Here is an 18,106-nt window from a genome sequence, read left to right as displayed (position 1 = left end):
TATGTATTTCGTTGTTATGTATGAAGGGAGGGAAATGTAGTGAAACGCAAACAATCATTAGAAGACATTTACTCCGAGCATATGCAAGATTTATTTCGCTATCTTCTCTCCCTAACCGGAGATTCCCACTATGCGGAAGATCTCATGCAAGAAACCTTTTACCGAATGCTCGTCCATATTGACTATTACAAAGGCGAAGAAATTAGGCCGTGGTTATTTACAATTGCCTACAATGCCTTTATCGATTGGTATCGTAAAGAAAAGAAATATAAAACAACAGAAGTTGCAGAACTCCATTTACCAAACGTTCCAAGTACAGAACATGCATATTTCGTAAAATTTGAGATTGCTAGTTGGTTAGAAAGTTTATCCATTCTTCCGCTCGAACGACGAAATGCCCTGCTACTACGAGATTACTATGGATTCTCCTATAAGGAAATAGCAGAAATGACTGGTCTCTCATTAGCGAAAGTGAAAATTGAATTACACAGGGGACGAAAAGAAATAAAAAGCATAAAGGAGTGATACAGATGGGCTGTGCAGAATTTAAAAAACTATGGAAGAAGTATGAAAATGGAACGCTCACGCATGATGAACAAGAACTGTTAGAAAGTCATATTGAGTCATGTGAAGAGTGTGAAGCTTACTTAGATGAGCTGTTAACAAAAACAGAACCAATTAAGAAAAAGTTACCTCCAAAAGATCTTAAAATTCCTTTTTGGAGAATTAAGTGGAAACATCGTTTACAAACGTTTGGTTTTATATTATCAATTTGCATCGTTATCTATATAATCGGCGGGGTATTATCAGCCTTTTATTTTCAAGCTAATAATGATAAAAGGCTAAAAGAAATTAGAGAGGTTCCTTCTCTTGCACTTGAAGCAACTATCCCAAATAGCCGCGTTATGGGAGGCGGAACAAGTGTAGAAGCTTTTTTCCGTACGAATAGCCAATTTGATTTAGTAAGAACCGTCGGTAAAAAAGAAATGCCCCTCGGTACAATAGAAACAAAAAGCTTCTTATCATCTGTAGATATCACGAAGCAAACTTGGATGAATCCGTTCTATCAACCAAAACTCTTCTTTGTTCATCCAAAAACAGAGCAGGGTGATTATTTAAAGGATTCATCAAAAAAAGTATGGGATACACTTGCAAAAGTACATGATGGAACCGTTGCAGAAGTAGCAATTTCTTTTGATAAAGCTTACACTTTAAAAGAATTAGAACCGCTTTTATATAGCATATTCGAGGCACAAGAACTCCCTCCAACTCCTGTATGGTACGCTTTAGATACAGGACAAGAAAGAAAAAATGTAGATGACTATATCCTACATGGCGGAGAAGCTATAGGGTTTCCAGAACATGTAAGATTCCTCGATAATGAAACTGACGGGCAGAAAACGCAAGAAGACAAAGTAACCGAAATGATGCGCGTCCTTTCTATCCATAAAAAAACGGTAAGCAAAATAGCAGCGCTTTCTGAGAAAGAACTAAACTTAGATAAACGTTATCAATATGTAAAGGATAACGGTGTAAAAGTATACGGAATTGTTATTACTGGCCCATCGAAAGAGTTATTAAAATTACAAAACTCCCCGCACGTACGTTATGCGACTCTTGGAGATATTGAGATTTGGAATTGGTTTGATCATTAATAAAAAAGAAGTAGCGCTCTAAAAAAGATGCGCTACTTCTTTTTTATTCCGAAATCAATTTCACATACATCCCTCTCACCGCTTTTTCATAAGCAATATCACTCATCTGTCTTATGTTTTCTGACACAACAGACGACTGAACGATTTTTCCTTCACGAAGTAACGGCGGATCAATAAGACGCACTTTATTTTTCTGATGTAAATCATAATCGTTTCTATCTTCTTTTACTTTTACATTTCGATGAACTTTGCTTAATAAAGCTTCTACTTCGGGGTCATTACATTGTTGCAATTTCGAAATAAGCTCCTCATCTTCAAGAAGAAAATCATCTGCATGAATAATCCTTTTATGAAGAGCTACCTTTAACGTTTTCGCTAACATATCATTTCCGTAAATATTCATTGGTTCCATAAAGAAATCGATTACTTCCTTGTAATACGTTTCTGTAAACCATTCTGCCATTTCGACACTTTGAACAACCATTTTCCCATCTACAGCGATGACATCTTCTAAAAAACTGTGAACTTCTTCTAAAGAAACATACCCATATGTATACATATCTCGTAATGTATAATCCACTCTGTCTGCGCATAATTCTGGTGCTGACCTTTCGAGTAACGTCCATTTCGAATCATCTAACAAAATATCTTCATAGTTATAACCATACTTCGCAAGAATCGCTGGAATTTCTGAGTTTTTCACAACAGAACTAAATATCTCTTCATGATAACTTTCATCTTCATTATGAAAAACGTAATCAATCACGTGGGAAAAAGCAGTATGCGATACGTCATGCAGTAAACCAGCAATCTGTTCTTTTACTGAACCACCTAGTTTTTTCACTAATAACATAACACCAACTGAATGATCAAAGCGCGTTACATTCCATTTCTCGTTCATTAAGTAACTTGCGCCTGCTTGATGAATTCCCTTTAGTCTTTGCACAGACTTACTTAAAATTAATTCTTCTACTACTTGATCCACTTCAAATTCTCCGTATAGTACATCTGATATGATCACTTACAATCCCCCTTTATTTTAATCGAGTCTTATAATCGTATCTCTTTTATGAAATTAGCACCAACATAAGTATTTATTGTTATTTGTTTTTATTGAAAAAATAGAGAGCCATCAGCTCTCTATTTCATAACACCTATTCAAACGTAACCTCAACCTGCACAATCTCCGACCTACTACCAAGTCTAAGCGGTGGTCCCCAAAATCCAAATCCAGAAGAAACAATTGCATGGAATGCACCTTTTTGTACGTATCCCCAGTCTAGTTCGTACATTCTTCTCGTTACAATATGGTTTGGTGCCATTTGTCCGCGGTGCGTGTGACCGGATAATAGTAAATCTACGCCAGCATCCGCTGCTTGTTTTAACTCAAATGGTTGGTGATCCATTGCGATAACTGGCATCGTTTTATCTACCGTACTCATAAGATTTTCAAAACTTTGGCGGTCTCGTTCTGTTTTATCTCTTCTTCCAACGAGATAAAAGGCATCTTCAATGGTGATCACTTCATCTAACAAAATACGAATATCGATCTTATCCATCTCTTGTAAAAATTCTGGAACTGCTCGTCCGTAATATTCGTGATTTCCTAACACACCATATACGCCTAGTGGAGCTGTCATTTGTTTCATAATATGTCCCATATTTTTTTGAATGAACACACCTGGATGATCATCGATAATATCACCTGGCAGTAAAATAATATCAGGCTCCATTTCATTTACATGACGAACAAGCCTTTTCAAATGCGAAACGCCAGATAATTTACCGAAATGCATATCAGAAGCCATCGCAATGCGTAAGCTTTTACGTCCCTCTACTTTTTTCGGAATGTGCACCTCATACTTTCTTACTACCGGGCTATATGCATTAAATACTCCGTACGCAAAGATAAAAATAAATGCAGCTAACACAGCCGCCCCTGTCCAAATAATTGCCGCTTCTTTCTCCACTGAAAACTGTAAAAGAAAGACTGTAATATTAGCTAACGGCAATAACATAAGCGCGTATTGTATAACCGCAAACCAAATTGAACCTATCGTTCGTAGGAAAGGCAAAAACTTAAACACTTGCACGAGAATGTACGCATACGAAATGAAGCCAACTATGAAAGCGTAATATCCCCAAGACTCCCAGCCAAATACCGCATGAAGCCAAACCCAGCCGTTCCAGCCAATGTAAAACATAAGTAGTGTGTATATAATTAATATCGTAAATATATTGAGATAACGAAGATTCTTCACAACTAGCCTCCTTATTCATTTCTTCTATTATATCTTGTTATGCACGTTTAACGTAAATATTAAGCACAGCAATCTTCACAATAAAAACCTCTAACTGCTAGATGCAAACCTAACAATTAGAGGTGCAATTCAAAACAACATTACTTTTACAGATTTTCGTTATAGAAACTTGTTAATTTTTTAACTGTAATTTTTACTGGTTCTGGTTGGTCATATAAATCGTAATGACTCGCACCTTCCACAACAAGTAAGTCTTTCTTCTCTGAAGCTGCTTTCTCATAAAGCTCATGACCATCTTTATAAGAACCGAATGCACCTTGCTTACTGCCGACAATAATTTGCAGCGGCTGCGTTAATAACGTATCTGCTAAATGGAAAGCATCAAAACCAATTACCGATCCCATACTCGTAAAGTTTAACTTATTTGGCGAATTCACACTTTGACCTCGCGGCGTTGTGTAATACTCAACTGCTTCTACAATATCTATATCTGTCATACCTGCTGCCGCTAACTCTTCCTGATTTTTAGGAATCCAATTTGTAATCATTTTCTCTGCTCCGCGTGCTTCAGCAGTACGTTGTTTACCAATCGCCTCTAACACCCCAATTGGATCAGCTTCACGATTTAATCGGCCAATATTTGCACCAACAACTGTGCCAACTGCTTTAATGCGGCGCTCTGTCATTGCGGCATTTACCGCATAACCACCGCCCGCACAAACGCCTAACACACCGATGCGTTCTTCATCTACATAAGAAAGAGTAGTCAAATAATCTACCGCTGAGCGAATATCTTCAACGCGCGCAGCTGGCTCTTCCATATATCTCGGTGCACCTTCACTTTCACCTTGATACGATGCATCAAACGCAAGCGTTACATAACCTTGCTCTGCTAATTTCTCGGCATATAATCCTGCCGTTTGATCTTTACAGCTACTACCTGGATGCACACAAACAATCGCTGCATTTTGTTTCTTTTCCTCAGCACCTACAGGAACATTTAAAATACCTACAACTTGTAATCCTCTTGCATAAAAACGGACATTTCTTTTCGTAACTGCCATATATAAAACCACCCTTATCTTATTTTTAATTTTACACTTGTGAGAGTTATTACTCACGTGTATATTTATAATAAAATGAGTAGCACCTTGTTTCAATGACCACATTTACACATTTGGGTGATAATACACACATACAGAAATATGTGTATCAACAACGGAGGAACACCATATGGAGAAAATCGATCGAAGAATTATAAAATCACAAAACGCCATTCAATCTGCATTTATAGACATGTTAATTACAGATGGTTTTGACGAAATTACAGTAAAAAACATTACAGAAAAAGCAAACATCGGGCGAAAAACTTTTTACTTACACTATCTAGATAAGTACAATTTATTAGATAAAATTGTGGACGATCATTTAGACCAATTAAAAGAAATATGCTACAAGAAGCAAAACAAAGAGTTTATAGAAGGAACGATCATATGGTTTGAATACTTCAAAGAACACAAACCATTTTTCGCGGCGTTATTTAACAGTAACAGCACCTTATCATTTCAAAAAAAATTACTAACTTTCATTATGGGTGAAATAGAGAAAAAACTAAACACAAACACATCAGTAAATAAAAACATCGATAAACATATTGTCTTAAAATTTTTAGGAACAGCTGTAATGGGCATTTTGGAATCTTACGTGTTAGACGAAATTGATAGTGATGTTGCGTTTGTTGCGACGCAAGTTGGGGAGTTGATAAGGAGGAATATATAACGGTTATGAGAAAATGCACCCAAATTGTTGGGTGCACTTTTTATATTTTAACGCCTTTATTTTAATCCGTAATATTCATCGATAACATCATCCAAATCATCCCATGCTACAGACACGATTGGATTTGTATCTTTTGATGGTACTTCTATATTTTTATGTACGAGGTGAATGCGTTCTTTCAGATCAATCGTCTTCAAAAATACCTACTCCTGATACATACATTTTTGTACCTCAACTTAGAGATTTATAATAAATTAAATGCCTCTTCACTAGGATAAACCTGTATATAATCTTCCTCATCGTTCACATAAGCAATCTTCACACCATCTAACAAATGCTGATTTTTCAATTCCTCTAGCGTTGTTTACAACGCTTTATCAACGTCAATTACAAAAATAAATATGTTAATTGTCCCGCTACCAATGTCTCCACCATCACAATGTCCATTTCCAGACCACCCTAATGCTTCATCCATAACCTCTTGAACTTGATGGCGCTTTTCCAATGCTTCTTCCAACTGATCGTCTGCATACTCATATTGCAAAACAAATGCTATCAATTCTTCCTCATCGAGTTTCTTATACCTACCTGCCAACTGTTCATCTGCTAACTCTTTCATTTCTTTTTCAACACGTTGAAATGGATAAAGTTCTATTTCATACATTTCACCTGTATCACCAACACATCCACAATGTACAAATTAAAGTTTTCTCATCTTCTCCCCATGCTTCTATCGATTCTAAGTAATCTGCTAATGTTATATTCGTCATAAAAGGAAATATTAATTAGTCCTCACCAATCTGCTGGCTTTTCTATACAAAGTTTATACTCATCATACTTATTTTCTTTTACAAATGAAATGGCATATTAATTTATTTCACATTAGCTTAATAACAGTAATTCACGTACCTATTTTTACAATAAAAAAAGACTATCTAAAATTCAATTTAGAATAGTCCTTCTTTATTATCACTCTACAACTTGCGTTTTCCATCCATCATAACTATCACATGTCCCACTATAAATACCCTCTAATTATCTATACAGTTTTCGCATACATAATATGAAAATAACAGCTAAGACCATAAATAATAAGTGCAATCATTGTAATATACCACTTTCCCTCGTACTTCTTTACACACTGCATAATCCCCCAAAGGCAAAGTAATATAATTGATTGAATCACTAAGATATTTAGCGTCCCTAACAGGGTAGCTGCCGTAGGGTAAATGATCCATATGCTCAGCAATGAACGTATTACTAGAATCATTGCAAAGATTCTCTTATAATGAAACAGTCTTATACTACCTATGCAGTACTCTTGTAAAAATACGATAGATGCTACTAGCATATTCAAACCCAAAATTAATAAATATTCTAAAAGCTCTACCAATCCTAAATTCTCCTTCTTAAATTTATTTACGCTTTCCTATCGCATTAGAAATACGCATTAACTTTGCTTTTGTAGAATTCTTCTTCGCTTTAGCTAGCCTTTCTAATCGTGCACCTGGAAGCCTTTTAAAGTGTTTTTTCGGGTTTCCAATAAAACGAGACACGTTACGTCCTACTTGTTTAAACGGGATTAGCGCCCTTCCTTGAATAGTTTTTTTCACTACTCTTATCCCCCCTTGCATAGGAGTTATAAACCCAAACACTCTCCCTACACCACCACCAATCAAGCCAGTTAAAGCACCTTTCCCTGCAGCTTTCAAACCACCTTTCCAAGTATATCCAGTTTTCCTGTTTTGGTATAAATATTTAGCTACTCCAAAACCAGCACCAATTGCTGCACTACCAACCCACCAAGCAACATGCCCATCCGGATCCACCATCATCACCGGATTATTATCTGCATACGTATAACCATTCATTGTAACCGGATCATCTTCATCACCTGGATCAGGATCTACCGATAAGAACACACCATGATCTGGGTTATAATAACGTGCAATCAGATAATACATACCAATTTCTTTATCATACATGTATCCAGCATATCCAAATGGATTATCTGCTGCGATACCTTTTACTTCGCTCTTTAATACGTTACCCCACGAATCATATTCATACGTTGCTACAACTTCTTTATTTTGATTTGTCATCGTAACTACATCACCACGAAGGTTGTAATGATAGTATAGCGTTTCTTCTTATGATTTTATAATCAATAAAAATTAATGTATACACAAAGAGAGAAGAGGCTAATTTAGCTCTTCTCTCTTTCAATTACTTCTCTGTTTATTTTTCCTCTTTCACTTCTTCTACATCATATATCTACAATTCAAATAACGAATTTACTATCCATTGTTCATAAATTTTCTTCAATATAATTTTTAGCTACCTCATTGTTTGGGTCATCTTTTAATATATCCTTTGCCCAATTCATAGCTGATTTTTCTTCAAAAACATCATCTGGAACACTAGCAAAAAACAATAAAAACTCCCTATATTGCATATTATTAGGCTCCAATTCGATACACTTCTTTGCATGATAAAAAGCAGCTAGGTATGCCCCCTCTAAATGACATAGTGGATGACATAAAATATCTGATGCTAGTGAATGTAATCTAGCATCATTTCGACTCTCTAAATAACTAGTCAAGAAAGTGTATATAATAATATTGGGTTCATTAAAAGACCATTCTATTAATAAATCCTCTAATTCCTCAATACTTATTTTATTTGCATATGCTATCGCATTTCCAATGTCTCCTCGATAAATTGCATCTTTTAACAAATCATTCATTATTTTACCCACCCATTTGATATATATATCTTCCCGTTCTTTTTAGCATACGTAACCGTTACTTGTTGTCCTTTCACCTTCATAGTCCTTTGATAACTTGATTTTTTATATGGAGTTTCCTTTCCTTTCCTCATTACCTTCCCCATAACTTTAGAAACAGATTTAAAATCACCTGGTTTTTTTGTAACTTTATTCCAATTGTGCTTTGGAGCTAAAATATGCTGTACTTTATTAGTTTGCTTCCCTATATTTTTTAATTCTTTGTTCACAGCCCTAGAGTGTTTATAATTATTATAAGCTGCCTTTACCTTGTTGCCTACCCACTTCCCTGCCTGTTTACCATATTTAACACCAGCACGGATTGCATATTTCGCACCATACCTAGCTGCTATCATTCCACCTGCAATTGCAACCGGTACTAACCATGCCCACTTACCATCTGGATCCGTCATCATAACCGGATTATTATCCGCATAAGTATACCCATTCATTGTAATCGGATCATCTTCATCACCCGGATCAGGATCCACCGATAAGAACACACCATGGTCTGGGTTATAGTATCTTGCAATCAAGTAATACATGCCAATCTCTTTATCATACATGTATCCCGCATATCCAAATGGATTATCTGCTGCGATACCTTTTGCGTCGCTCTTTAATACGTTACCCCACGAATCATATTCATACGTTGCTACAACTTCTCTATTTTGATCTGTCATCGCAATGACATCACCACGAGGGTTGTAGTGGTAGTATAACGTTTGTCCTTTTGATTTCATCGCTAGACGCGCGCCACTTGTTGAGTATACATATTGACGAAGTACAGTTCCACTACCATCCGTCTCGTATAACGGGTTAATACTGTCTCCATCATAGAAGTAACATGTTACTTGGCCATTTACATTCTTTTCAATACGACGATTATCCTCATTGTACTTATATGTTGTGAAGGCATTGCTTTCACCTTGTTTTGTGAGTGATACGTGTTTGGCCAGATACTACATTTAAAAAGAAAATGCACCCCTAACTGTTGATTTCTCGACAATTAGAGATGCACTTCCATATCAAGTCTATCTTATATCAATCTTCTCTCTATTTTTCTACATGAATTCATACACTTTTTAAATTTAATTAATGCTTTATATTAAATTAAATTCACCTTCACTAGGATACACCTGTATATAATCTTCCTCATCGTTTACATAGGCAATCTTCACACCATCTAACAACTGCTGATTTTCTAATTCATCTAGAATTGTTTTCAACGCTTTATCAACGTCAATTACAAAGTTAAATATGTTAATTGTCCCACTACCAATATCTCCACCATCACAATGGCCATTTCCAGACCACCCCAATGCTTCATCCATAATCTCTTGAACTTGTTGTCGTTTTTCCAACGCTGCTTCCAACTGATTGTCTTTATAATGATATTGTAAAACAAATTCTATCAATTCTTCCTCATCGAGTTCCTTATAACCATCCGCCAAATGTTCATCTGCTAACTCTTTCATTTCTTTTTCAACACGTTGAAATGGATACAGTTCTATTTCATACATTTCACCTGTATCACCAACACAGCCGCAATGTACAATTAAAGTTTTCTTATCTTCTTCCCATACTTCCCAGTACAACATTTTATCTATGCCTTGCTTAATTAGTTTAATCAAATGTATACCCTCTTTCTATATTTATAATTAACTGCATAATGTTTCGCCTCAAGTTCTGCAATAATTGCTCCTGTTAAATTTTTATTTTCTCTTCCAAAATAATTTTGTTATTAAACATGAATTTCTTCTTTCCAACTACTAGATTTAGATTGAACTACTATTAGATTTTCACTTTCCCATTTTAATGTACCCAAAAATCTTGCATACACCATTTCATTTCCTACCTCTTCCACCAATAGTTGATCTCGAATCTTTAATCCCTTTTCATCATACACTTCACATCGTAGTTGGAAACCTTTAACACGATGAATTCCTTTTAATATCGCTATCTTCTTACGGCTTGGGCTTTTCTTAGGTGTCTTCCCAACTAAAAATATTCCTTCATAGTTTTGCTTCACAATTTCATCTAAAGATTCCTCTATATACCCTTTAACAACAGATGATGAAAGAGTAGAGTTTTCTTCAATTCCAGGGACAACATATTGGCGTACTAATTTGCAAAACTCTTTGTATTTCTCTTCAACTGAATTTAATGCTAAAAAGTCCATAAAATCATATGGAACATATATACGAATTTCACCCAAAGCTCTATTCACTTCATATGAAATATCAGTGTTTTCGTTAGCTAAACAAAAGACAGTTACTTTTTCAATCTCTCTTAATCCCATCTCAAACTCGCTAACTTTCTTTGAGAAAATTAGCTCAAAAATTCTAATTTCATGTACAAGCAAATAATGTTTTTTAGGACGTTTTTTTTTCCAATCGTAAAACTTTACTTCAAGCAATATAATTCACTCCTTTAAATTTATCACCATGGCATCGGGGACCTATGATACTTTCTATCAAACGTCACTCCCCTTTTACCTATTCTATTTACATGTCCCTGTTCCCATTTATATGCTTTTGCTCTGGTCATATTTTTCTTCACAACACGCGTGTAATGTTTTTGACCGTATTTAGCTGTCCATTTATTTGCTTGGCTTGTGGCCCTAGGAGATGTACCGGCTTTTGTTATACGAGAATTACTAATCCCTACTTTTACTACATGCTTTTTCCCTTTATCTTTTATATATATCTCATAACCATGATTATTTCTTTTACTTGACAGGGAATTCCCATGCCCTTTAGGCCTCTTAGCTTTCTTAGCAACCTTAGCAACTTTTGTAACTTTCTTATACGTCTTATAAGCTTTATATCCTCTATAAAGAAGTACACCACCTACAATAACTGGATGATTTCCATCCGCATCTACTTTCATTACTGGATTGTTATGAGCATATGTATAAGCATTTTGAGTAATTGGATCATCTTCATCCCCTGGATCTGGATCAACTGAAATAAATATACCGTGATCTGGATGATAGTATCTCGCCATTAAATAATAGATGCCTATTTCTTTATCATACATGTATCCCGCATATCCAAACGGATTATCTGCTGCAATACCTTTTGTATCACTCTTTAATACATTACCCCACGCATCGTATTCATACGTTGCTACAACTTCTCTATTTTGATCTGTCATTGCGACTACATCACCGCGTGGGTTATAGTGGTAGTATAACGTTTGTCCTTTTGATTTCATCGCTAAGCGCGTGCCACTTGTTGAGTATACATATTGACGGAGTACAGTTCCACTACCATCTGTCTCATATAACGGATTAATGCTATCTCCATCATAGAAATAACGTGTTACTTGACCATTTACACTCTTTTCAATACGACGATTATCTTCATCATACTTATAAGTTGCGAATGCATTGCTCTCACCTTGTTTTGTAATAGCTACAATTTGGTCATCTTCATTCCATGTATACTTGTACTTTCCATCAGATGTACGATTTCCATTCGCATCATACGTTAACGATTCGTTCCCGAATTTTACAAGTTGATTTCCTTCATTGAATGTTGCTGCTATAGATTTTGTTTCTTTTCCATTCTCTACAACTTTCACACTTGTACGGTTCCCAAATCCATCATATGTGTATGATTTAGTTGTTCCGTTTGGTAATGCTTCATTTAATAGTTGGTTGATCGGGTCATATACAAAGTTTGTTTCCGTTACTTTTCCGTCCGCACCTTCATGTTTAATCTTCGTACGGTTACCCGCTTGGTCATATTCATATCGTTCAGAAAGTAGAATACTATTTGACGTACCTACTACTAAATCTTTAATTTTGTTCGCATGATCATAGTTGAAAGTAGAGCCTGAACCATTTCCAGCTGTATACGTACGAACATTGCCTTGATCGTCATAATCAAATCGATACGTTTGAGAACCGTCTGTCACACGAATGTTTTGATCTAACGTGTTGTAGTCATACGATACTTTATTTGTGTATCCACCTTGCGTAATTGTTTGTTCTTTTAGTTTTTCTGTCTTACTGTTTGCTTTATCGTGATATGCCCAATCAATTTTTCCGCCTCGGCTATCTGTTGCACTTGTGACGCGGTCTGCCTTGTCGTATGTTTTTGTTCGTTCTACACCGTTGACATGGTCTTTCACTTTCGTAACTTGTCCATTTTGATCACGTTCAAATGTAAATGAATCTTTTCCGTTGCGCTTTTCACCAACGACACGATCTGCTGTATCATATACAGATTCTAGAATAGAGCCGTTTGGCATTTTTGTTTTAATCTTGTTTGCATTTTCATCGTACGTATTTTCAATACGACGGTTTAACGCATCGATATATACTGTATTTTTATTATCTACATCATATTCATATTTGTGTGTTTGTGTTTTCCCACCAAACATGACAGATTTCTCTGTTGTGTTTCCATTATGATCATAACGATAATTTACAGAAGTACCATTTTTTAATGTAACCTTTGTTAATAGATTATCTTTGTTATAATCATATAGTTTTGTATTTCCTTTTTCATCTGTCTCGCTCTTTTTATTTCCTGATGCATCGTATGCGAATGTATTTTTCTGTCCTTCTTCATCATACGTCGCAACAACATTTCCATCGTTGTCGTACTCGTTTTTAATAAGAGCGTTTCCTTCTAATAGGCGTATATCATCAAACCAAACTTTTCCTTTATTCTCTCTTCTAAAGAGCATATAAACTTCCATACGTTTAATTGGTTTAGTGGCAGGGATTACAACCGCACTACGATTCCAATCATTTGTCCCACTTGGGAATTTCGCTTGGAAATTTTCCCCACTACCATCTTGATAATGTACATCTGCCCAAATAGAGTAATCTCGAGAGAGTTTATCTGGTGCAGTATTTTCTACATTTACTGATTTAGACATTCCTGTTAGCGTAATTGGTTCTGCTTTTTTCTGATTTATAGTGATATGCTTGCCATATCCTACATCTGAACCACCATATTGGCTACGCTCTAATACAATAGATGAATGTCCCGTAAAGCTCTCTTGCTGAGAAACATCTTTTGGATCACAGCTTGTTCCATCTCCTCTAATCCAACCTGGCATACAGCCATTTCCCGCCATATTTTCTAAACTACTATTTTCAATTGGGTTAAAGCTAGAAGAAACTTCACCTTTTTCCAGTTGAATCTTATCAAACCAGACAGAACCACTCGTAGCAGAACCGCCATTTTCTACTTGTAAATAGATTTTTACTTTTCTCGTTTGTTCTGTTGTTTTAAAAGTAACTTGACGGTTAACCCAATCCCTCGTTCCTTGAACTTTATTGTGACGAGTATCATGCCATCCACCATCTACACCAGCACCGTTTTCATTTAATAACTGCACATTGAAGAAAGCGGCACCATTGGCTAAATCCGTTTTCATCATACCACTTAACGTATACGTTGTATTTGGTTCTAACGTTACTTCTTGAATTGCAGCAATATAGCCCCAATCATTATTCGTTGCTTTTGTTGAAATTTTAAGTGATGATTCTCCGCCCAGACCACCTGGTGCCGGTGTTGCATCTTTTGTAATAGATCCGGAATTATTCGCATTTACTGGTACCCATTTTTCCGTACCATTCATTTCAAAGCTTGGATTTTGAATCAGGTTTTCTCCTGTTCCCAACTCTCTAGTTGTCGCAATTGGATTTCCAAACTGATCATACTGCATGAAAGATGATGTATTTGCTGCTTGGTCTGTTTCAGATACTTCTGTATTTGCAGCCTTATAAGCAACTGTTGTTTCACGATTCTCATTATCTGTCGCTTTTATAAGCCCGTTGTCTTTATTGTACTCAAACTTTTCTGTTCCCATTTCATCAGTAACAGAAGTTACATTCCCATTACCATCATAGGTCGCTGTTTCTGTTTGATTTTTAGGAGTTGTTGTTTTTACTAGGTTATTTGCATTATATTCATACGTTGTCGTTAAATTAAGACGTCCCACATCTTCAACTGTTTTCACTGGGTTTCCAGCATCGTTATACGTATAAACAGTTTTACGCCCTTTAGGATTCGTTAACGTAACTTCTTTCGCATCTGTATTATATGCTAATGTCGTAGCTTTCCCTAATGGGTCCGTTACTTTTACTAATCTATCATTCTCATATGCATACGATGTTTTATATGGTTTTGCATCTGTATGTTGTGGGTCATAAATAGATGTCAGTACCCCATTATCATATCCATATTTGTATACTTTTCCTTCTGGATTTGTAGAAGAAACGAGTAGATCTCCATCATACTTAAACGTAATCGTCTTGTTATCCGGACCGATTACTCTTGCTGCTTTTTTATTATTTCCATCATATTGTACGACTAACTCTTTACCAGAAGCGTTCTTTACTTTTGATAAACGGAATTCCCCATCATACTCATATGTCGTCGTATTTCCGTATTTATCTTTTGTATACTGGATACGACCTTGTGCATCTCCAGATTTATAGAAAGTAACCGTTTGGTCTTTATCTTTTATTTCATACCCGCCTGATACTTGTTTAATTTCTAAATATATACCAGTAGGGGCTTGATACGTATTATCTCCCGTTCTAGTAAAAGTAATATTTGCGCCATCGGCAGAAATTAATAGTAAGTTTCCATTTCCTTCAGCCAAAATTCTTTCTTCTAATCCACTAGACCAACCTGTACCAAATAAACCTACTTTTTTACTTTGGCTATTATACGTTCTTTCCACTGATACATCCGGTCCGCGCCCAGATAACGTAATATCTTTCTCACTCATGATAAAGTTACCATTTGTAGCATTCACTGTACCATTTAGTACCGGAACTGATGCCCAGTAATCAAACATCCCTATAAACCCAAAGTCTTGAGCAAATTTAGGTACAAACTCATGCGAAATTTCACTTTCAGCATGTCCGGCTTTACTATACGCTGTTACACGGAACCAATAATTTTTAAAGCCAGCATAAATTCCGCCAGAATTCTTATACACAGGTGATGGATCAACTGCTAATTCTGCACCTTTTTTATCATGATGAAGTAAATATTGGCCTTTTGCAATTTCATCTTTCGTTGGCCAAATTTTCTCATTTTGCGTTGTCCAATTTGTTTTATTCCCTACATCGAACGCTTCGTAATCTTTTCCGTTATAAATCCAAACTTTATAGCCTGCAGCCGCTGGAACTGCATCCCACTTTAATGTGACATATCCTGTTTCTTTATCTGTCGCATTAATGTAGGCCTATCCATCTGGCTTTTTCACTTGTTCTAATGGAATAAATGGAACTATTTCATCTGAAAGTGGACTATCCCCAAACGGATACTCTGCTACAATACGAATCCAGTAGCTACTTCTTCCGCTATAATCCCCGTACGGACCTCCTGACTCGTAAGCATTTTTATATATTTGTCCTGGGTTAGTAGGCGCTTCTGCACCTTTTCCGTCATCATGTATCCAGTAACGCCCTTGTGCAATTTCTTCTGGCGTCGGGAATATTTTTTTATCTTTCGTCGTCCAGCTTGTCACATTCCCAACAGGAATATATTCATAGTCATATCCATTAAAAATGGCAACTTTATAACCTGTTGCTCCTGGAACTGCGTCCCATTGTACATTGAAGTGACCTGAACCACTCCCACTGCCATTTGAGTAAGCTTGTACTCTTGGCTTATTTGGTTTTGCGTAGGAATATTTCACTTCCAAGAATGGTGCATTCGTTCCATTTTCAGCTGCAATGAATTTCTTCCAATGGTTTTGACCATTACCATTTGCATGTAGCTTAAAGCCATTGTTTGGTCTCGCGCCTTCTACCCATGCTTTCACTGTATTGGTTACATTGAACTGGGCCCATTTTCCGCGGCCCACATCAGCGTGTGCAATGTTGTTAGAACCTGGTTTGTTATTCCAGTTTACACTTCCAACATTCCATCCACTTGTTACTTCATCTAACCAAACACCATTTGGTTGATTCGCATAATAATGCCAAACTGCATAGGCATGGAATGTTGCACTTTCAATCTTTGCACCCTTTAAGTTTGAAACATCTGGTTTAATAAATGAAAAATTAGTTCCAGATGCTCCATCATAATATCCAACTTTTAACGTATAAGCATTTTGACCTGAATCCCAAAGTTTTCCCCCTGAATAATTGACAGTTGGATACGCACTTGAAGCGTAAGCATTTTCAAAATTATCCAATTCAATTGAAGGATCTACATATACCGGATATTTTCGCTCTGGTGCTTGTAACCACTGCGGGTCTGCAGTAACAGTTAATGTATATGTTTTTTCATCTTTCTTCTCAATATTGTAGCGAACCGCATCTGACGTTACAGCCTCACCTGATTGCTGATCCACATTGGAATCATTCATATATGGTTTCGGCAATGTGAATACTTTTTCTTTTTTCTCATCTTGGAAGTCGATTGAACCATCTTCCTGTAAGCTAGGTGTTAAATCTGTTTCTAATGAAAATGTAAAAATGTGGTGTCCTGTATACTCACGTAATACAAAATCTTCTTTTACATTTTCATTGAATGTCGTACTCTTTAAATCAATATTTGGGAAGACCCCTTTATACCATACTGTATTATTTTCATGTGTTGCGGTTACTGGTGATGGCTTCATTTCACCTTTTTCACCATTTGCACTTATTAGTTTATACTGAATAGTATGATCTTTTACTTTAAATTGAACGTACTTTCCATCTTGTGTCGCTTTCTCGAACTCTGGTTCTAATGTTGTATTTTCCGTTACAATTTTTTCATTTGGTGCTTCTACTAATTTTGGTGAAACCTCTTCTAGCTTTCCATCTTTCTCTGCATGAATCGGTTCCGTATATACCCTCTTTGTAAAAGTACCATCATTGTTATCAAAAACCTTTTCGGTTTCCGTTCTTTCTTCTACAATCTCAGTCGGACTCGCCTGTGCTTTAGCCTTATCCTTCTTTAATTGATCTGGATGTGGAGCTGGTAATTCCTGCTCCTCTTTCTTTTCCACTTCTGGACTTTGTTCTGAATTTGGAGATGGTGTAAACGGTGGTGCCGTTTCTGCCAACCCATTCAGTGGTATAGAAGTAACAATTAATGCAACTACGATAAGTTGTATTAAATACTGATACCACTTCCTTTGTTTCTTACCTTCCATAAACTCACCTCACTGAAATATTTTTAACATATATAATGTTACATATCACAATTTATATAAACTAAAGAGTAAAGTAAATACAGTTTTAAAGTTTTGAAGATTTTGTGCACAAAATACGACAATTTAATAACAATTTTTAAAATATCATTACAGATAATTAATTCTGTTATATAATTTAAGATTACAATAATCACATCTATTATTATTTACTAACAACAGAATATGAACATGATTCAACTAAACTTTTACATTCACTTTTGTTCTAGTATTCCAATGAAGCTAATACATTGAGTTTCATTGGAATAGCATAAATGTGGGTTTTCTAATTGTAATAACTGTGTTTAAGAAAGTAAGAGAAATATCTTCATTACTACTCGTATCAAATAGTTGAACACGCTCCGCTATTATATATACAAACTTCCTACTACATTTCATATGAGAAAAAGTTATTACGATAAACAAAGAAAAGGTCTCCTAAAATATCTTTTAGGAGACCT

General features: G+C 35.8%; 14 protein-coding genes and 3 pseudogenes. 3 read left to right on the top strand and 14 right to left on the bottom strand.

Features of this window, described 5'->3' with window-relative positions; translation table 11 throughout:
• Window positions 1-39: 39 nt before the first annotated feature.
• Together ACTFRH_RS02105 and ACTFRH_RS02100 are read left to right on the top strand one after the other, a co-directional pair.
• The gene (locus ACTFRH_RS02105; protein ID WP_000823983.1) at window positions 40-525 is read left to right on the top strand and encodes an RNA polymerase sigma factor; all 486 of its coding nucleotides are present in this window, start codon (window positions 40-42) and stop codon (window positions 523-525) included.
• 5 nt (window positions 526-530) lie between these two features.
• Complete coding sequence (locus ACTFRH_RS02100) at window positions 531-1,655, top strand: anti-sigma factor (RefSeq protein WP_000501655.1); 1,125 nt, start codon at window positions 531-533, stop codon at window positions 1,653-1,655.
• A 43-nt stretch (window positions 1,656-1,698) separates the two neighbouring features.
• Here the strand turns inward: ACTFRH_RS02100 and ACTFRH_RS02095 are convergent, their stop codons facing one another.
• From ACTFRH_RS02095 to ACTFRH_RS02085, 3 genes are all read right to left on the bottom strand, one after another.
• Window positions 1,699-2,676 (bottom strand): HD domain-containing protein, encoded by a 978-nt coding sequence (locus ACTFRH_RS02095; RefSeq protein WP_000587054.1) that lies wholly within the window; start codon window positions 2,674-2,676, stop codon window positions 1,699-1,701.
• A 133-nt stretch (window positions 2,677-2,809) separates the two neighbouring features.
• Complete coding sequence (locus ACTFRH_RS02090; protein ID WP_000793742.1) at window positions 2,810-3,916, bottom strand: metallophosphoesterase; 1,107 nt, start codon at window positions 3,914-3,916, stop codon at window positions 2,810-2,812.
• A 146-nt stretch (window positions 3,917-4,062) separates the two neighbouring features.
• The gene (locus ACTFRH_RS02085; RefSeq protein WP_000301567.1) at window positions 4,063-4,980 is read right to left on the bottom strand and encodes an alpha/beta hydrolase; all 918 of its coding nucleotides are present in this window, start codon (window positions 4,978-4,980) and stop codon (window positions 4,063-4,065) included.
• A 169-nt stretch (window positions 4,981-5,149) separates the two neighbouring features.
• Between ACTFRH_RS02085 and ACTFRH_RS02080 the strand changes: the two genes are divergently transcribed.
• Window positions 5,150-5,695 (top strand): TetR/AcrR family transcriptional regulator C-terminal domain-containing protein, encoded by a 546-nt coding sequence (locus ACTFRH_RS02080; RefSeq protein ID WP_000410990.1) that lies wholly within the window; start codon window positions 5,150-5,152, stop codon window positions 5,693-5,695.
• A 56-nt stretch (window positions 5,696-5,751) separates the two neighbouring features.
• On the opposite strand, the gene ACTFRH_RS02075 is transcribed toward ACTFRH_RS02080, so the two are convergent.
• The 11 genes and pseudogenes from ACTFRH_RS02075 to ACTFRH_RS02025 form a co-directional block, all read right to left on the bottom strand.
• Complete coding sequence (locus ACTFRH_RS02075; protein ID WP_000848278.1) at window positions 5,752-5,892, bottom strand: hypothetical protein; 141 nt, start codon at window positions 5,890-5,892, stop codon at window positions 5,752-5,754.
• 47 nt (window positions 5,893-5,939) lie between these two features.
• Window positions 5,940-6,465: pseudogene (locus ACTFRH_RS02070) on the bottom strand (hypothetical protein).
• A 269-nt stretch (window positions 6,466-6,734) separates the two neighbouring features.
• A complete protein-coding gene (locus ACTFRH_RS02065; RefSeq protein WP_074594671.1) occupies window positions 6,735-7,046 on the bottom strand; it encodes a hypothetical protein in 312 nt (103 codons plus the stop codon).
• 64 nt (window positions 7,047-7,110) lie between these two features.
• Window positions 7,111-7,797, bottom strand: coding sequence for an RHS repeat domain-containing protein (locus ACTFRH_RS02060; protein ID WP_003300356.1), 687 nt, complete (start codon window positions 7,795-7,797; stop codon window positions 7,111-7,113).
• A 206-nt stretch (window positions 7,798-8,003) separates the two neighbouring features.
• Entirely contained in the window at window positions 8,004-8,441 is a 438-nt protein-coding gene (locus ACTFRH_RS02055; protein WP_000998883.1) for a hypothetical protein, read from the bottom strand.
• Entirely contained in the window at window positions 8,441-8,710 is a 270-nt protein-coding gene (locus tag ACTFRH_RS02050; RefSeq protein ID WP_332309765.1) for a polymorphic toxin type 35 domain-containing protein, read from the bottom strand. Before ACTFRH_RS02050 ends, ACTFRH_RS02055 begins: the two co-directional genes overlap by 1 nt.
• 54 nt (window positions 8,711-8,764) lie before the next feature.
• Window positions 8,765-9,427: pseudogene (locus ACTFRH_RS02045) on the bottom strand (RHS repeat-associated core domain-containing protein); the annotation flags it as partial.
• A 156-nt stretch (window positions 9,428-9,583) separates the two neighbouring features.
• The gene (locus ACTFRH_RS02040) at window positions 9,584-10,114 is read right to left on the bottom strand and encodes a hypothetical protein (RefSeq protein ID WP_046945933.1); all 531 of its coding nucleotides are present in this window, start codon (window positions 10,112-10,114) and stop codon (window positions 9,584-9,586) included.
• Between the two features lie 110 nt (window positions 10,115-10,224).
• Window positions 10,225-10,899, bottom strand: coding sequence for a hypothetical protein (locus ACTFRH_RS02035; protein WP_000895166.1), 675 nt, complete (start codon window positions 10,897-10,899; stop codon window positions 10,225-10,227).
• Between the two features lie 23 nt (window positions 10,900-10,922).
• Window positions 10,923-17,609: pseudogene (locus ACTFRH_RS02030) on the bottom strand (DNRLRE domain-containing protein).
• A gap of 294 nt (window positions 17,610-17,903) precedes the next feature.
• Window positions 17,904-18,071 carry a hypothetical protein gene (locus tag ACTFRH_RS02025; protein ID WP_170965442.1) on the bottom strand — a complete coding sequence of 56 codons (168 nt, stop codon included), beginning with the start codon at window positions 18,069-18,071 and terminating at the stop codon, window positions 17,904-17,906.
• Window positions 18,072-18,106 lie beyond the last annotated feature (35 nt).

This window comes from Bacillus cereus group sp. MYBK216-1 (genome assembly GCF_051916495.1).
Lineage (GTDB): Bacteria > Bacillota > Bacilli > Bacillales > Bacillaceae_G > Bacillus_A > Bacillus_A thuringiensis_K.
Note: the sequence above shows the minus strand (reverse complement) of the source record. Positions and strands in the feature narration are given on the sequence as shown.